We start from the raw sequence: 14,418 nt of genomic DNA, 5'->3' as shown, positions 1-14,418 counted from the left end.
GGGCGCCGGCTCGTCCCGCTCGCGCCCTGCAAGGCCCGGCACCCGGGCCTTCAGCCTGTTTGCCCTGATTACCCATACGTTGCCGCACTGGCCGCACCGCGCCAGCCCGACCACCTGACCCGACGTTTCCCGCATGGCTGTCTTCACCGCTGTTACCGAACCCCAACTCGCAGAATGGATGCAGCATTACGATCTCGGCGACGTCGTCGAGTTTCGCGGCATCGCTTCGGGTATTGAAAACAGCAACTTCTTTCTGACGACGACGCGCGGCGAATACGTCCTCACGATTTTCGAAAAGCTGACGGCTAAGCAACTGCCGTTCTACCTCGACTTGATGCAGCACCTGGCGGCGCACCGCGTGCCGGTGCCGGACCCGATGCCGCGCGAAGACGGCGCGCTGTTCGGCATGCTGCAAGGCAAGCCGGCCGCCATCGTGACCAAGCTCGAAGGCGGCCCGGAACTCGCGCCGGGCATCGAGCACTGCATCGAAGTCGGGCAGATGCTGGCGCGCATGCACCTCGCCGGGCGTGATTACGCGCGTCATCAGCCGAATCTGCGCAGCCTCACGTGGTGGCAGGAAACCGTGCCGACCGTGCTGCCGTTCCTCGCTGACGCGCAACGCGACTTGCTCAGTGCGGAACTCGCGCACCAGCAGGCGTTTTTCGCCTCGGTCGATTACGCCGCGCTGCCCGAAGGTCCGTGCCATTGCGATCTGTTCCGCGACAACGTTCTGTTCGCGCACGCAGCGCCGGACAGCGGCCACGAGGTGCGCCTCGGCGGCTTCTTCGACTTCTATTTCGCCGGCTGCGACAAATGGCTCTTCGACGTCGCGGTCACGGTCAACGACTGGTGCGTCGATCTGACCACCGGCAAGCTGAACGAGGCGCGAGTCGAGGCAATGTTGCGCGCCTATCAGACCGTGCGGCCGTTCACGCCGGAAGAGAACCGTCACTGGGGCGACATGCTGCGCGCAGGCGCCTACCGCTTCTGGGTCTCGCGCCTGTATGATTTTTATATGCCGCGCGCGGCCGAACTGCTCAAGCCGCACGACCCGGGCCATTTCGAGCGCATTCTGCGCCAACGCCTTTCCGGCGTTGCACTTCCAGGCATCCATACCTCATGCAATTAATTGAAGTTCCCGCGAAGACCGGCTATGTATGGTTCCGGCAAGGCATCTGGCTGTTCCGCAAAAACCCGCTCGCCTTCCTGACGCTGTTCTTCGCGTATCTGCTGGTGATGACGCTGGTCGCCCAGATCCCGTACGTGGGCGGCGTGCTGCCGCTCGCGTTCATTCCGGGCGTGGCGGTCGGTTTTATGGCCGCCTGCCGCGACACCATCGCGGGCAAGCCGGTGTTCCCCACCATGCTGGTGGACGGCTTCCGTTCATACGGCTCGGTGGTCGCCAAACGCCTGCTGCTGCTCGGCCTGCTGTACGTCGCCGCCATGGCGCTCGTGCTGGCCGGCTCGGCGCTCGCCGACGGCGGCATGCTGCTGAAAGTCATGCTCGGCACCACGGCGATGGAGCCCGAGACGATCGCCAACAGCAATATCACCATGGGTTTTCTGGCAGCGCTGGTGTTCTATATTCCGGTGGCGATGCTGTTCTGGTTCGCGCCGGTGCTCGCCGCATGGCACGACGTACCGCCCATCAAGGCGATGTTCTTTAGCCTCGTGAGTTGCTGGCGCAACCGCGGCGCGTTCATCGTCTTCGGCGCCTTGTGGTTTGTGGTGGCCACCGCCGTTTCGTTCGGCTTGACGGCGCTGATGCAGGCGCTCGGCGCCGTCGACTTCGCGGTCGCGGTGCTGATGCCCGCCACCATCATCGTCACAACGATGCTCTATTGCTCGTTCTACGCGACGTACCGCGGCTGTTTCGGCGTGCAAACGCCCGACGCGCCCGATTTGCCCACTACGCCCGCCAGTTGACCTACCGGTATGCCGGGGCGGCGCCAACGTCGCGCTCCTCCGGCATACGCGGCGCACGCCTCGCTCGTGGCCCCCGCACCGCCGGCGGTCCACGTCGCAGGTGTCGCACTCTATCCCCACCCTCTACTCGTCAGTCAGGCGCGAATACGGCACAATTGATTTGCGCGCAAGCCATTTGCACGCTCCTATCCTACCGAGCCGCATCATGACCCAACGCCCCATCCTCCCGCAGACGCTCGACGAGCAACTCTGCTTCGCGCTCTATTCGACCTCGCTCGCCATGACGAAGGCGTATAAACCGTTGCTGGAAAACCTCGGGCTGACCTATCCGCAATACCTCGCCATGCTGGTGCTGTGGGAGAGCGACGACCTGAGCGTGAAGGACATGGCCGCCCGGCTAAATCTCGATTCCGCCACCGTCACGCCCCTGCTCAAACGGCTCGAGGCGCAGGGGTATCTGGAACGGGTACGCGGCGTCGAGGACGAGCGGCTGGTTTATATCCGCCTCACCAAGACCGGCGCGGCGCTTAAACGTGCAGCGCGGGAAGTGCCTGCCGAAATCTTCTGCGCGACCCAGCAAACACCGGAATTCCTGATCAAGCTACGCGACGATCTGACGCGGCTGCGCGGCACACTCAACGACTATCTCGACCACTGACTCGAACGGCCGGGCCGGGGCTATCCGTCCGATTTGAAATTTAATTTGCACACTAATGATTTGTACGCTATGTTTACATCATGCCGGTTCGACGGCGACCGCCGCAGACCCAGGCAATCCCCATAACCCAGACAAAGGAGCAGCAAAATGAACGTACTTTACAAAGCAACCGCCACCAGCACGGGTGGACGCGATGGCCGCGCGGTTTCGTCGGATCAGGTATTGGACGTGAAGCTGGCCGCGCCGCGTGAACTGGGCGGCAACGGCGCCGTCGGCACGAATCCCGAGCAGCTCTTCGCTGCGGGTTATTCTGCATGCTTTTTGAGCGCAATGAAGTTCGTCGCCGGCCAGCGCAAGCAGGCATTGCCCGCGGACACCACGGTCACGGCGGATGTCGGCGTAGGTCCGAACGACAACGGCGGCTTTGCGCTGGACGTCGAACTGCGCGTTTCCCTGCCGGGCCTCGAAGCCGCAGCCGCACGCGAACTGGTGGACGCCGCGCATCAGGTGTGCCCGTACTCGAACGCCACGCGCAACAACGTCGCCGTGCGCGTTCAGGTTGCCTGAGCTGGGTGAAGCGCCCCCGGCATCCCGCGCGACAGTGGTATCGTCGGGCAGCCAAGCCGCCGCCGCATTCAACCGATGCGGCGCGTCCATTTCATCGATCGATACTCATGACGCGCGTCCGACGCCTGCACAACCAATTCGACACAGGCCTCGTCTGGTTCCGCCGCGACCTGCGGAGCACCGACCAGGCCGCGCTTTACTACGCACTGAAGCATTGCCGCCAGGTCTGGTGCGTCTTCGTATTCGACACGACCATCCTGCAGCCGATCCGCGACACATGGCGCAGCCGCCAGCCGGACCGCACACCGGAGGACCGGCGCATCGAGTTCATCCGTGCCGCGCTCGAAGAGCTGCATCAGACACTGCGCCAGAACGGCGGTGGCCTCATCGTGCTGCACGACGACGCGCGCAGCGCCATTCCCGCGCTGGCCGCGCAACTCGGAGTCGCAGCGGTTTTCACGAACCACGATTATGAACCGGCGGCACTCGAGCGCGACGAAGCGGTGCGCGTCCAACTGGCCGAACAGGGTCGCGAGCTGCTGACGTTCAAGGATCAGGTGATCTTCGAGCGCGACGAAATTCTCACGGGACAAGGCAAGTCGTTCACGGTTTTCACACCATATAAGAACGCGTGGCTCAAGCAGCTCGACGCCTTCGATCTGAAGCCGTATCCAGTCGAGTCGTATCTGTCGAATCTCGCCGCGCCTCCTGCCAGCCTCGCACGCGGCCTGCCGACGCTCGAACAACTCGGCTTCGCGCCCAGCAACCTCGCCGACCTGAAGCTGCCCACCGGCATGAGCGGCGCGCAACAACTGCTCGACGACTTCCTCACCCGGATTGCCGGCTACGCGGAGCGGCGGGACTTCCCAGCGGTAAAAGGACCCAGCTATCTATCGATGCATCTGCGTTTCGGGACCGTGTCGATCCGCACGCTGGCGCGGCTGGCGCACGAACTCTCGCTGCAGCCGGACGGACAGGGCTCGGCGACGTGGTTGTCGGAGCTGATCTGGCGGGATTTTTACTTCATGATTTTGTCGCACCACCCGAAGCTGGCGAGCGGGTCGGCATTCAAAGCCGAGTACGACGCGCTGCGCTGGGAAACCGGCCCGGACGCCGACGCCGCGTTTGCGGCGTGGTGCGATGGGCGCACCGGCTACCCACTGGTGGACGCGGCCATGCTGCAATTGAACCAGACGGGCTACATGCACAACCGCCTGCGGATGGTGACGGCGAGTTTTCTGGTGAAGGACCTGGGAATCGACTGGCGGCTCGGCGAGCGCTATTTCGCCGAACAACTGAACGATTTCGACTTTTCTGCGAACAACGGCGGCTGGCAATGGGCGGCATCCACGGGATGCGACGCGCAGCCGTATTTCCGGATTTTTAACCCGGTCACGCAGTCGGAGCGGTTCGATCCGGAGGGTCGCTTTATCAAGCGCTACCTGCCGCAACTGGCAAAGATACCGCCGAAGTGGATTCACGCACCGTGGCTGGCAGGGGCGGATCGGCTGGCGGATTTCGGTGTGACGCTCGGCAAGGACTATCCAGAGCCGATTGTCGATCATGCGCAGGAACGGACCTTGGCGCGCTTTGGCAAATGACAGATCACATCAACTAACACTAACGCAAGTTCCACAACACGGCTCAATCGACGAGAGCACGATAGTGACCACTCACATTGTTGAACCCCGGCAACCCCGGCGGTTCTGTCGACACCCGCTTAGTGCTGGGTCATCCACGACGGATGGCGCACCGCCGCTTCGCGGTCGAGCTTGCGCATACGGAACTCGAGATCGTACAGATCCGTGGCTTCGGCCAGGTAAGCGTCGCTACGCTCTTTAGCCATCTGGTCAGCAGACTTCGTGAGGAACAGGAACAAGCGGCTCAGGAGATACATGATCAACCTCGAAAATGGTCTAGGGTTTACACCTAGTGAATAACCCGTATTATAGGGAAAACCCTAGGTGATGCCAAGCCATCTTTTCTGAAGTGTTGCTCTATCGCTCTCCCTACCCGCGGGGATCCCGCTAAGCCCCGCCCGACGCGGCTCCTGCCGAAACACTCTCGGTCTCCAAAGCCCTTGCCTGGCGCCGCTGATACCTGAAAAATTCCCAGATCAACGCGCTCGCATCCGGCCCTTTGGATGAATGAAACGGCACCGCGTCGTCACCGCCGCTCCATGCGTGACCCAGCGCCTGAACCCGGCACAGACGCACCACACGCCGCCCACCGCGCACGTAGTCACGTGTGATCACGCCCGCCTTGCGTTCCTCGCGCACGTCGCCGGCGATGCGTTCGCCCTCGGCGTCGATCAAGCCGTTCAGGCGCAGAAACTGGGTCGTCAACTGCTCCGCATTGGCGGGCGCGACGACATGATCCGCGTCACCATGAACGATGACGGCGGGCATCCCGGGGTAAGCCGCCACATCGACGGCTTCGTCCACGAGCACAACCGGGTCGTGCCGGGCGCCGCGGCGCATCACATCCATCGCGACGATCCCCGAATGGGCCTCGCCGAAAGCCGGTCCTGAATGCAAGGCAACCGCCGCGAAGCGCTCCGGGTATTGGGCCGCCAGCAAGGTCGCCAAACCGGCCCCTGCCGACAACCCTGCGAGATAGACCCGCTCGCCGTCGAAGTCATGCCCGGCAACGAGCGCATCGACCAACGACACCACCGCGCGCGTCTCGGCGCCGCCTGCGGTGTCGCTGGCGTCGTACCAGTGCCAGCAGCGGTGCGCGTGGACGTGCTTGGACTGCTCGGGATACACCACCGCAAAGCCGAAGCGGTCGGCCAGCAGGTTCATGCGTGTACCTTCGGCAAACTCCTCGATGGATTGCTTGCAGCCGTGCAGCATGACGACGAGCGGCATCGGCGCGCCCGTCGCCGCAGCCGGCACATATAAGCCGTATTGCAGATGATTGACCAGACGCCCGGGCGCAGCGGGCGCCGAATGGAACGAGCGGGTCCAGGCGCCGCTCGCCCACGCGGCCGCCCTCGGACGGACCCGGGATTCGCGGGCGCCCGGACGCGGCGCCTCGCGTTTGGTCGGCGAACGAACGGTGGTGACCGGTTTGACCGGCTTGAGCTTGGCGGATACCTTGCCGGTCGGCCGCGCGGGCCGTGCGGCAGTGCGCTTGACCGAATCGCGCGCATGTTGGGCTTGAATCGAGATCAGGCGCTTCAAACCGCCCAGCCAGATTTTTGTCAGACTTTTTGCCATCGGATGGTGACCTCGCAAAAAGGGACCGATGCTGTCCTGTAGAACAGGTCAATCGTTGTGCATTGCACAATAACATCAATCCCGGCAGCATGCCGACCGGATCGGCGACACCGGATTGCTCACACAGACGAGTTGCGCGCTCACCTGACTGCTGCCGCCCGTCGCATTGCCAAGTGTTTTTGCCCAGTGTTTCATATGCATCCAGACGTCGCCGCCGTGCTGGCACGGTACGCCAATGTGGGCGCCATAACGTCGCGCCACAAGCTCCGTCGGGCACTCCCGTCTATACTGACAGTCAGATGCATGAAACACGTGCAGCGTGTCTCGTTCGTTTGTCGGCCAGATGGATGGCTGGCGCGTTAAACAACCACGGTCCTGATTCTACGCGGCGCTTGTCGCGCTTTTTGCCATGCCTGACTTGCCCTCCCACCTTTGGTATTCGATCACCAGCCTCGGCGGCGCCGGTCTGACGCTGCCGCTCGCGATCGCCATCGCGCTTTGGCTGGCGCTCGGCTACTCATGGCGGATGGCAGCGGGCTGGCTGTTGTTGCTGGGGGCGGCGATCGGCGTCGTGACCCTCACCAAGCTGGCCTTTCTTGGCTGAGGCGTCGGCGTGCGCGAGCTGGATTTCACGGGCCTGAGCGGTCACGCGGTGCTCTCCACCGCCGTCTATCCGGTGGCCCTGTTCCTGATGCTGCTGCCCGCGCGGCCGGCGTTTCGCCTCGTCGGTGTCGTGCTCGGCCTCGCCGCCGGGATCGCGGTCGGGCTGTCGCGGGTGGTGCTCGATGCGCACTCGCCGTCTGAAGCCATCACGGGATGCATCGTCGGCGCCGTGACCGCGCTAATGTTCATCCGCTGGTCGTGGGATGCCGAGCCCGGCAAGCTGTCGGCCGTGCCAGTGGCCGTGAGCCTGATGATGCTCACCGTCGGATTGCACGGCGTCCACCTGCCGACGCAGCGCTGGGTCACCCACATCGCCCTCAAAGTCTCCGGCCACGAACGGCCGTTCATCCGCGCTCGCTGGAAGGCGGGCCACTACGACACGCCGAGCGCGGCACCCCTGTCGCAGACGCAAAATACGCTCGCGGCGCCGGTTCGGGTGGACACCGACAGCGTCTAACGCGCATCGTCGAAACACCGCTTTTAATCAACGAGCCGCACCGCCTGATATTTTGGGTTTGCACAGCCTGCGCAGCAAGCGTTCGCCTTCCTGCGCCGTGTAGCGTTGCGACGCCTCACACCAGCCACGAGCGAAACCCGACTGGTAGGGCGGCACATCGATCTGCTCGAGGTGCCGCAAGGCGACCACCGCGTCGTTACCTTCGCCAAGCACGCTCTGCATCCGCGAGACGGTCTTCACGCTCTCGCTACGGGTCTTTCGCGAGGCGATCGATTCGAAGAATTCCAGCGTGTAGCGCAGGTACTTTGCCTGGATCCGTTCCTGGTGGCGGGCGGTTTCGTCGAGCGTCGTGAGTTTCGGTGCGCCAACCAGCCGCTTGTAGTACTTGTTCACCCGCTTGCGTGCGTATGCGCGCAGCGAATGACCCGACGTTTTGGCGGGCGGCTCGCGCGATAGCAAGCCGCTCAGCCATTCGAGCCATGCAAGCGCAAGCCGCGCATAGCGGGCCGAGCCCACTGCGCTGCAAGCGCGCTCACGGGCTTCGAGACGCTGCGCATCGGCGAGTTCGCGAGTCGTATCCCAGGCGGCGCTGTCGAGATCCGCAGCGGCAAGGCCCGGCAGCGTCGTATCGACGAATACGTCCCAGTCGCGCGCCTCGCCGAGGACCGTTCCCAGCCACTTGAGATCGGGCGCGATACGCGTCTTCCACATTTCGTCGGCCCAGTGCGGGAAGATTCGCAGCGCCGTTCTCAGACGCCGCTGCGCGACGCGCATCTGATGGACAAACTCGGTGCTGACGGCATCGCGGACGCCAACATCGTTGCCGAACCAGTGCTCCGCGAGGTTCTCGCCGATGGCGATCAACGCCGCGTGCGGGGTCGAGATGCCGCTCAGGTGGATCGGTGCGGCGCGCACCGGTGTAGCGGGGTCATCCTTGGGGTCGTCGGCACCGTGGTGCGCACCCGCGAGCGCCGAGTGCAGCACAGGAAAAGCAGGTAATGCAGCAACCAGTTCGTACGCCACCGCGAACAGCGCGCTCAGCGACGGGCCAGCAGCATTCTCCACGCAAGGTGTACTCAGGTGCAGTTCGCGATGCAGCGGGGCTTCGCCAGACGACGCAGCCATCGGGCGCTCGAAGACGATATCGACAACGATGTCGTCCGTCACGCACCACTGCCAATGATCGCGCTGGCTGGCCAGCGTCGTGAGCGGCGCAAACTCGCCCGCTTCGGCCAACGTGTGCCGCAACTCTTCGGGTGCTGCCGCGAGAGCCTCGCCAACCAGCACGCCCGCTTCCAGCGGTGCCTCAAAGAGAATCTCGCGCACGGTGACGCCGGGTGAATAGCGTGCTTGCTGACAAACCACCACGCGGCGCCTGCTCGTCGAAGTGTCGAGCATGATCTGCAAGCCAGCAGCGGCCAGCTTCTCGTTGCAATCGGGAACGCTGCTCAACACCTTCGCACGGACATAGACGGCCCCGACATCAGGCGAGCGGGCACGTCGCGCGCGCATGGTTGCTGGCAATCCGGTAAGCGCCTTGACGAGAGCCGCATCGAGCCTGTTCGCAGTATGAGGACGCTTGCTCCGGTTGAGCTGCAGCAACCACGCCTGCGCGGCGGGCGTTGGGATATCCAGCACAAGCTCGTAGACCCGGGCCATGAACGCCTCAACGTTGGAGAGGACGAGGCCACGCGCAGAGGAACGACGCGCAGCCCCTTGTTCATGTTACATGGACGCTACAACGCGCGACACATCCCCCGTCAAACTCGGGCGAACACGATGTGCGCCGCCGCCAGCAGCATGCAGGCGCCAAACACCCAGCCCTAAAGGCGCACCGCGCGCTCCGAAACGAACCGCCCGAGGATAACTTTGCCGCCGTAAATCCACGGAAAGTGACAGGCGAGACCCGCCAACTGAAACCCACGCGCCGCTGCGGAAAGACCGGATGTCGAGGCCTTCCGCGCCTGGTTGCTATCCGAAGCCAAGGTTTCCAGCGCCGCCTAGCAGCGGCATATGTCTCGAACCACGGCCAAGCCTAGGTCGCGTACTGCCCGATCCCATTGCCGAACGACCAGTTCTCCTTGGGCACATCCACCAGGTTCACAAACACGTCTTCCGGCCGCACGCCCGGACTCTCCGCCAGGCGTTCGGCGATCCGCTTGTACAGCGCCTTCTTCAACTCGACCGTGCGCGTGTTGTTCGCAGTGATCTGGATCAGCACGAGGTCGTCGCTACGGTGGATGTCCAGGTAGTGCTTGCCGTAAAAGAAGTTGTCCTCATCGTGTTCGGTGATGACCATGAAGATGTCGTCTTCCGGCACGTTGAAAATTTCCATCAAGGAACGGTGGATGCCCTGCGTGATGGCCTTCCGGTAAGCCGCCGGCTTGCCGGCGCGCACTGCAATACGGGTGAACGGCATGATGAAGACCCTCTGTTGAAGAAGATGAAGTACACAGCTTAGGTCTCGTCAGTCATAATAAACAGACATTCATTATGATTTCATCTATTTCCAATAGAAATGAAAGTCCTCGATCTCGATGCCGTGCGCGCCTTCGTTCTGGTCGCCGATCTGCATAGCTTCACGCGGGCGGCGGATGCGCTCGATACCACGCAGTCGGCCGTCAGCCTGAAACTCAAGCGGCTGGAATCGCATCTCGGCAAGCAGTTAGTGGAACGCACGCCGCGCGTGGTGCGTCTGTCGGCAGATGGCCATGTCTTTCTCAACGCCGCCCGCGACCTGTTAAACGCGCATGAACGGGCGCTCGGTTCGTTGTCAGTCGAGAGGCGCAGGCTCACGTTGGGCCTAAGCGAGCACGTGGCAGGGACGGACTTGCCGGATTTGCTGGCGAAGCTGAACGCTTACGATCCGGCGCTGGTGATCGAGTTGCACCTTGGCTCGTCGGCGACGCTGCTTGCGCAGTTCGACGAACGGCGGCTCGATGCGGTGATCGTCCGCTACGAACCGGATGACGCGCCGCGCGAAGACGCCACCGTGCTTTTCAGCGAACCGCTCGGCTGGCTCGCCGCACCGCAATGGCTGCTGCGGGTCGGCGAGCCGTTGCCGCTCGCACTGCTTACCGCGCCGTGCAACGTCCGCGCTGTCGCGATTCATACGCTGGATGAAGCGGGTATTGCGTGGCGCGAGGCGTTCGTCGGCGGTGGGGTGGCGGCGGTCGGCGCCGCAGCGGCGGCAGGGCTGGCGGTAGCGCCGTTGGCGCGGCGGGTGGCGCCGCGAGGGCTCGTTGATGTCGGTGCGAGGATCGACTTGCCGACGTTGCCGGAGTCGCGTGTGACGCTGCATTCGCGGCTGCGCGATCCGCGTTCGGTGGAGACGTTGAGGATGTTGGCGGGGGGACTGGGGAGTGGGCTTTGATTTGTACTGAAGCGAAGTCTTCGCTTCCGGAGTACAGTCCCGAGAAACCCAAGCTGCTAGGGTATATTATCGCTAGAACGCGAGGCACGTAAGCTCGCTAGGCGCGTGAACGAACTGGTGCCGTTCCTGTGCTCCGCATGGAAGGGAATCCACCCATGAATCCGCAAGAAGAATGGCGCCTCGCCCGCGAGCGCGGGGCAGAAACCGCGAAGCGGCCCGCCGCCCGCACGGCTTGCTATAAACCCCGCACGAAGCGGCTCGAAATCACGCTCACCAACGGCATCTCGCTGCTGGTTCCGATCGCCTATATCGAAGGCCTGCACGCGGCCGCAGCGGCCGATCTTCGTGAGATCGAGATTTTCGGCTTGGGCTCCGCGCTCGTCTTCCCCAAACTGGACGAAGTGGTTTCCGTACACGGTCTGATCGACGGCGTGTTCGGCTCCAAAGCCTGGATGCGCGACATTGGCCGGGCAGGCGGGAGCGTCCGGTCCGAAGCGAAATCGTCCGCAGCACGCGAGAACGGCAAGAAGGGCGGTCGTCCGCGCAATGCGGCGTAAAGCAAGCGGCCGGCTTCGCGTTTGTTTTGCCGCAACCGCTCGCCGCGCCCCTATCCAGCCGTTGTTTTTAGCAGCTACTCCAAGGCACCACGTGGACCTCGACCCCCGCCAGACCACCGCCGTTCGCGCCGTCATCGAAACCGGCAGTTTCGAGCAGGCTGCCGCTCGTCTGAACATCACGCCTTCGGCAGTCTCACAGCGTGTGCGCGCGCTCGAAACCCGGCTGGGCAATCCATTGATCGTGCGCACGCGCCCCTGCCGGGCCACCAGCATGGGTCAGCGCCTGTTGCAGTACCTGCGCCGCACGGCCTTACTGGAAGACGACTTCGCCAGCGACCTGGCGGGCGCCAATGAAGCACTGCTTAAGGTTGCCGCAGCGGTGAATGCGGACACGCTGTCCACCTGGTTCTTCCCTGCCCTTTCCGAGATCCTTCTGCAGGAAAACGTGCTGCTCGACCTGACCGTCGACGATCAGGATCACACGCATGCTTTACTCGCGTCGGGCCTGGCAATCGGCTGCATCACCACCGAACCGGCTCCCATGCGCGGCTGCTTCGCCGAGCGGCTGGGGGCGATGCGTTACCGGATGGTGGCTTCGACGGCCTTCGTCGAACGTTGGTTTCCGAACGGGCTCACGCGAGACGCGGCGCGCCGCGCGCCGGTGATCCTGTCATCGCGCAAAGATGCATTGCAGGCGCGCTTCCTGGAGACGCGTTTTGGTTTGCCGCCCGAAGCGTACCCCTGCCACTACGTTCCCGCCCCGGTGCCGCGTTATATGGCGATCCAGCGCGGTCTTGCCTATGGAATGGTGCCGGAGCTCGAGTTCGGCGATGCGGTCCATCGCGGTGAGCTGGTCGATCTGGCGCCCAGGCAGCCGACCGATGTCGAGCTGTACTGGCACGCCTGGAAGGTGCAGTCGCCGCGGCTTGAAAAGCTGTCGGCGCGCATTGTCGAACTGGGACGCGCGGCGCTTGCCGGGCCCGCCGCCTCGGGCGCGGCCAGCGCCAAGGGCAAACGCAAACGGGCCGCCTGAGAAGGCGGCCCGTTTGAGCTCGGTGCAGCTCGGTGCAGCTCGGTGCAGCTCGGTGCAGCTCGGTGCAGCTCAGTGCAGCTCAGTGCAGCTCAGTGCAGGATAGGTGGTAGATTGCCACCGCTGGCGGCGGGCTTCGCCGCCGTGCTAGCCATCGTTTGAGCGGATTGAACGGGCACGAATGTCGCCGCTTGTGTTGTGGCTTGTGTCGCCGCAGGTTTCACCGAACCGCTCGCCCTGCTGGAGCCGGTATGTACGACCGCATGCCTCACAGCCACTTTCTGCCCGTTCGGATGAACCGCCGCATGGACATGCGCGTCTTTCGACTGCGCCATCTTCAGCGGCTTCTTCTGCTCACCCTTCGCCGCCACCTTGACGTGGGTTTTCGCCTGACGCTCAGCGTGCGTTGCTGTCTTATGCTCAGCGTGCGTTGCCGTCTTATGCCCGGCATGTGGCGCAGCCTTATGATCGGCGTGCGGCGCCACCTTCTTCGCTGCCGGCTTATGCGGCTTGTTCTTGCCCGCCGTGCCAGCCCCCTTGGCCACCACTTTCTTACCCGCCGGCGCATGAGGCTTCACCTTCTTCGGCGCATGCCTCGTTTCAGGCGGATTCCACACCTCGGCGTACTGCGCGGCCTGCGCGCCCATTGCCCAGCACCCTACTGCCAACGCTACCGCTACTGCTCGCACCCACATCACCTGCCGCTCCTCGTCGTCTCGTTCGCCTGGTCGGGACGCGATTATACCCAATCCACCCTTGCAATAATCCATATCTGGACTATTATTGAGACAAAGTACAAATAAGGACCAGCCTCCATGTCTCATGCCGCCCGTGCCCCTCATGACGATCCGCCACTGCGCCGGCCCGTCACAGAACCCTCACTGACCGAGATGTCGGCGGCAGGCTTGCGTGCGTTCTTCAAGATCGCAAGCGACTGGGATTTGAGCGCCGACGAACAGATCGTCCTGCTCGGCTCGCCGGGCCGCTCGACCTTCTTCAAGTGGAAAGCCGAACCGCAATCGGCGCGGCTCGGGCACGATACGCTAGAACGGCTGTCGCTGGTGCTTGGTATTTACAAAGCGTTGCAAATCCTGCTGCCGCAACCCGCCGCGGCCGACGGCTGGATCAAACGTCCCAACAGCGCAGCGCCGTTCGGTGGGCGCCGCGCGCTTGACCGGATGCTCGCCGGCAATGTCAGCGACCTCGTCGCCGTGCGCCAGTATCTCGACGCAATGCGAGGCGGCTGGGCGTGACTGAACCGACTTGGCAAGACCGCTGGCGCGTCGCGCCGCTCGACTGGTCGCCTGCGTATCGCGTGATTCCGACACGCTTTCCGGCCGTGAACCTGTTCGACCGGGTAGCCTCGCCCGAAGACTTCGACGCGCTCTACGCCCTCGAAGCGATGACCAACGACCGTCTGCGCACCGAGGTCGGCGAAATCGATCTGGTGCCGCGCGAAGAGCGCCGCTTCGGGCCGGGCTACGGGCCGATCATGGCGGCGCTCACGCATCTGAATCCGCTCGGCAGCCGCTTTTCGGACGGCAGCTATGGCGTGTTCTACTGCGCCCGTTCGCGCGCCACTGCCATCGCCGAAACGCGCTATCACACCGGCAAATTCCTCGCGGCCACGGCCGAGGCGCCGATGCGCCAGCAGATGCGGCTATACACGGTGATCGCCAGTGGAGTGGTGGTCGATTTGCGCGACGACGCGTCGCTCGACGCAGCCGTTCTGTCGCCGCACGACTATGTTGCCGGCCAGTCGCTGGGGCGGGCGGTGCGCGCCGCCGGGGCGCCGGGGCTCGCTTATCCGTCGGTGCGCGATCCGGGCGGCGAATGTCTCGCGGCGTTCAGAACTTCACTGCTGCGGGACTGCCATCACGCGGCATATCTGGAATACAACTGGAACGGCAACGCGGTGGATATGGTGTTCGAATTGAATCAGGTGGGATAGGCGGCGCAAAGCGCG

Annotated in this window: 15 protein-coding genes and 1 pseudogene; 11 read left to right on the top strand and 5 right to left on the bottom strand. The window is 63.8% G+C overall.

Annotated elements, in window-relative coordinates:
- Positions 1-133 precede the first annotated feature (133 nt).
- The 5 genes from BLQ92_RS33840 to BLQ92_RS33820 all read left to right on the top strand — a co-directional run bounded on the left by BLQ92_RS33840 (position 134) and on the right by BLQ92_RS33820 (position 4,752).
- On the top strand, positions 134-1,129 hold the full coding sequence (locus BLQ92_RS33840) for a homoserine kinase (RefSeq protein WP_090693359.1): 996 nt from the start codon (positions 134-136) through the stop codon (positions 1,127-1,129).
- Positions 1,120-1,926, top strand: a complete 807-nt coding sequence (locus BLQ92_RS33835) for a BPSS1780 family membrane protein (RefSeq protein ID WP_090693356.1) — start codon at positions 1,120-1,122, stop codon at positions 1,924-1,926. Before BLQ92_RS33840 ends, BLQ92_RS33835 begins: the two co-directional genes overlap by 10 nt.
- 205 nt (positions 1,927-2,131) lie before the next feature.
- Positions 2,132-2,584 (top strand): MarR family winged helix-turn-helix transcriptional regulator, encoded by a 453-nt coding sequence (locus BLQ92_RS33830; RefSeq protein ID WP_090693352.1) that lies wholly within the window; start codon positions 2,132-2,134, stop codon positions 2,582-2,584.
- 147 nt (positions 2,585-2,731) lie between these two features.
- A complete protein-coding gene (locus BLQ92_RS33825) occupies positions 2,732-3,151 on the top strand; it encodes an organic hydroperoxide resistance protein (RefSeq protein WP_090693348.1) in 420 nt (139 codons plus the stop codon).
- Positions 3,152-3,258: 107 nt separating this feature from the next.
- Positions 3,259-4,752 (top strand): cryptochrome/photolyase family protein, encoded by a 1,494-nt coding sequence (locus tag BLQ92_RS33820; protein ID WP_090693345.1) that lies wholly within the window; start codon positions 3,259-3,261, stop codon positions 4,750-4,752.
- A 119-nt stretch (positions 4,753-4,871) separates the two neighbouring features.
- Here BLQ92_RS33820 and BLQ92_RS33815 read toward each other — a convergent pair whose 3' ends face one another.
- Both BLQ92_RS33815 and BLQ92_RS33810 read right to left on the bottom strand, forming a co-directional pair.
- Positions 4,872-5,048: a DUF3563 family protein gene (locus BLQ92_RS33815; RefSeq protein WP_090693341.1), complete on the bottom strand. Its 177-nt coding sequence runs from the start codon at positions 5,046-5,048 to the stop codon at positions 4,872-4,874.
- 130 nt (positions 5,049-5,178) lie between these two features.
- Complete coding sequence (locus BLQ92_RS33810; RefSeq protein WP_090693338.1) at positions 5,179-6,372, bottom strand: extracellular catalytic domain type 1 short-chain-length polyhydroxyalkanoate depolymerase; 1,194 nt, start codon at positions 6,370-6,372, stop codon at positions 5,179-5,181.
- Positions 6,373-6,781: 409 nt separating this feature from the next.
- Here BLQ92_RS33810 and BLQ92_RS33805 point away from each other — a divergent pair.
- Positions 6,782-7,492: pseudogene (locus tag BLQ92_RS33805) on the top strand (phosphatase PAP2 family protein).
- A 27-nt stretch (positions 7,493-7,519) separates the two neighbouring features.
- On the opposite strand, the gene BLQ92_RS33800 reads toward BLQ92_RS33805, so the two are convergent.
- Both BLQ92_RS33800 and BLQ92_RS33795 read right to left on the bottom strand, forming a co-directional pair.
- Positions 7,520-9,151, bottom strand: a complete 1,632-nt coding sequence (locus BLQ92_RS33800; RefSeq protein WP_090693334.1) for a CHAD domain-containing protein — start codon at positions 9,149-9,151, stop codon at positions 7,520-7,522.
- A gap of 376 nt (positions 9,152-9,527) precedes the next feature.
- Positions 9,528-9,911 (bottom strand): tautomerase family protein, encoded by a 384-nt coding sequence (locus BLQ92_RS33795; RefSeq protein WP_090693331.1) that lies wholly within the window; start codon positions 9,909-9,911, stop codon positions 9,528-9,530.
- 99 nt (positions 9,912-10,010) lie between these two features.
- Between BLQ92_RS33795 and BLQ92_RS33790 the strand changes: the two genes are divergently transcribed.
- The 3 genes from BLQ92_RS33790 to BLQ92_RS33780 all read left to right on the top strand — a co-directional run bounded on the left by BLQ92_RS33790 (position 10,011) and on the right by BLQ92_RS33780 (position 12,455).
- Entirely contained in the window at positions 10,011-10,865 is an 855-nt protein-coding gene (locus BLQ92_RS33790) for a LysR substrate-binding domain-containing protein (protein WP_090693327.1), read from the top strand.
- A 155-nt stretch (positions 10,866-11,020) separates the two neighbouring features.
- Positions 11,021-11,422, top strand: a complete 402-nt coding sequence (locus tag BLQ92_RS33785; protein WP_175772960.1) for a DUF2442 domain-containing protein — start codon at positions 11,021-11,023, stop codon at positions 11,420-11,422.
- Positions 11,423-11,513: 91 nt separating this feature from the next.
- Positions 11,514-12,455 carry an HTH-type transcriptional regulator ArgP gene (locus BLQ92_RS33780; RefSeq protein WP_090693318.1) on the top strand — a complete coding sequence of 314 codons (942 nt, stop codon included), beginning with the start codon at positions 11,514-11,516 and terminating at the stop codon, positions 12,453-12,455.
- 89 nt (positions 12,456-12,544) lie between these two features.
- Here BLQ92_RS33780 and BLQ92_RS33775 read toward each other — a convergent pair whose 3' ends face one another.
- A complete protein-coding gene (locus BLQ92_RS33775) occupies positions 12,545-13,150 on the bottom strand; it encodes a hypothetical protein (RefSeq protein WP_143016728.1) in 606 nt (201 codons plus the stop codon).
- A gap of 117 nt (positions 13,151-13,267) precedes the next feature.
- Here BLQ92_RS33775 and BLQ92_RS33770 point away from each other — a divergent pair, with 117 nt between their 5' ends.
- Positions 13,268-13,705 carry an MbcA/ParS/Xre antitoxin family protein gene (locus BLQ92_RS33770; protein WP_425194968.1) on the top strand — a complete coding sequence of 146 codons (438 nt, stop codon included), beginning with the start codon at positions 13,268-13,270 and terminating at the stop codon, positions 13,703-13,705.
- Entirely contained in the window at positions 13,702-14,403 is a 702-nt protein-coding gene (locus BLQ92_RS33765; protein WP_090693306.1) for an RES family NAD+ phosphorylase, read from the top strand. The genes BLQ92_RS33770 and BLQ92_RS33765 overlap by 4 nt, the downstream gene beginning before the upstream one ends.
- Positions 14,404-14,418: the final 15 nt, after the last annotated feature.

This window comes from Paraburkholderia phenazinium, from assembly GCF_900100735.1.
GTDB classification, from domain to species: domain Bacteria; phylum Pseudomonadota; class Gammaproteobacteria; order Burkholderiales; family Burkholderiaceae; genus Paraburkholderia; species Paraburkholderia phenazinia.
This window is presented reverse-complemented; position numbering and strand designations above follow the sequence as displayed.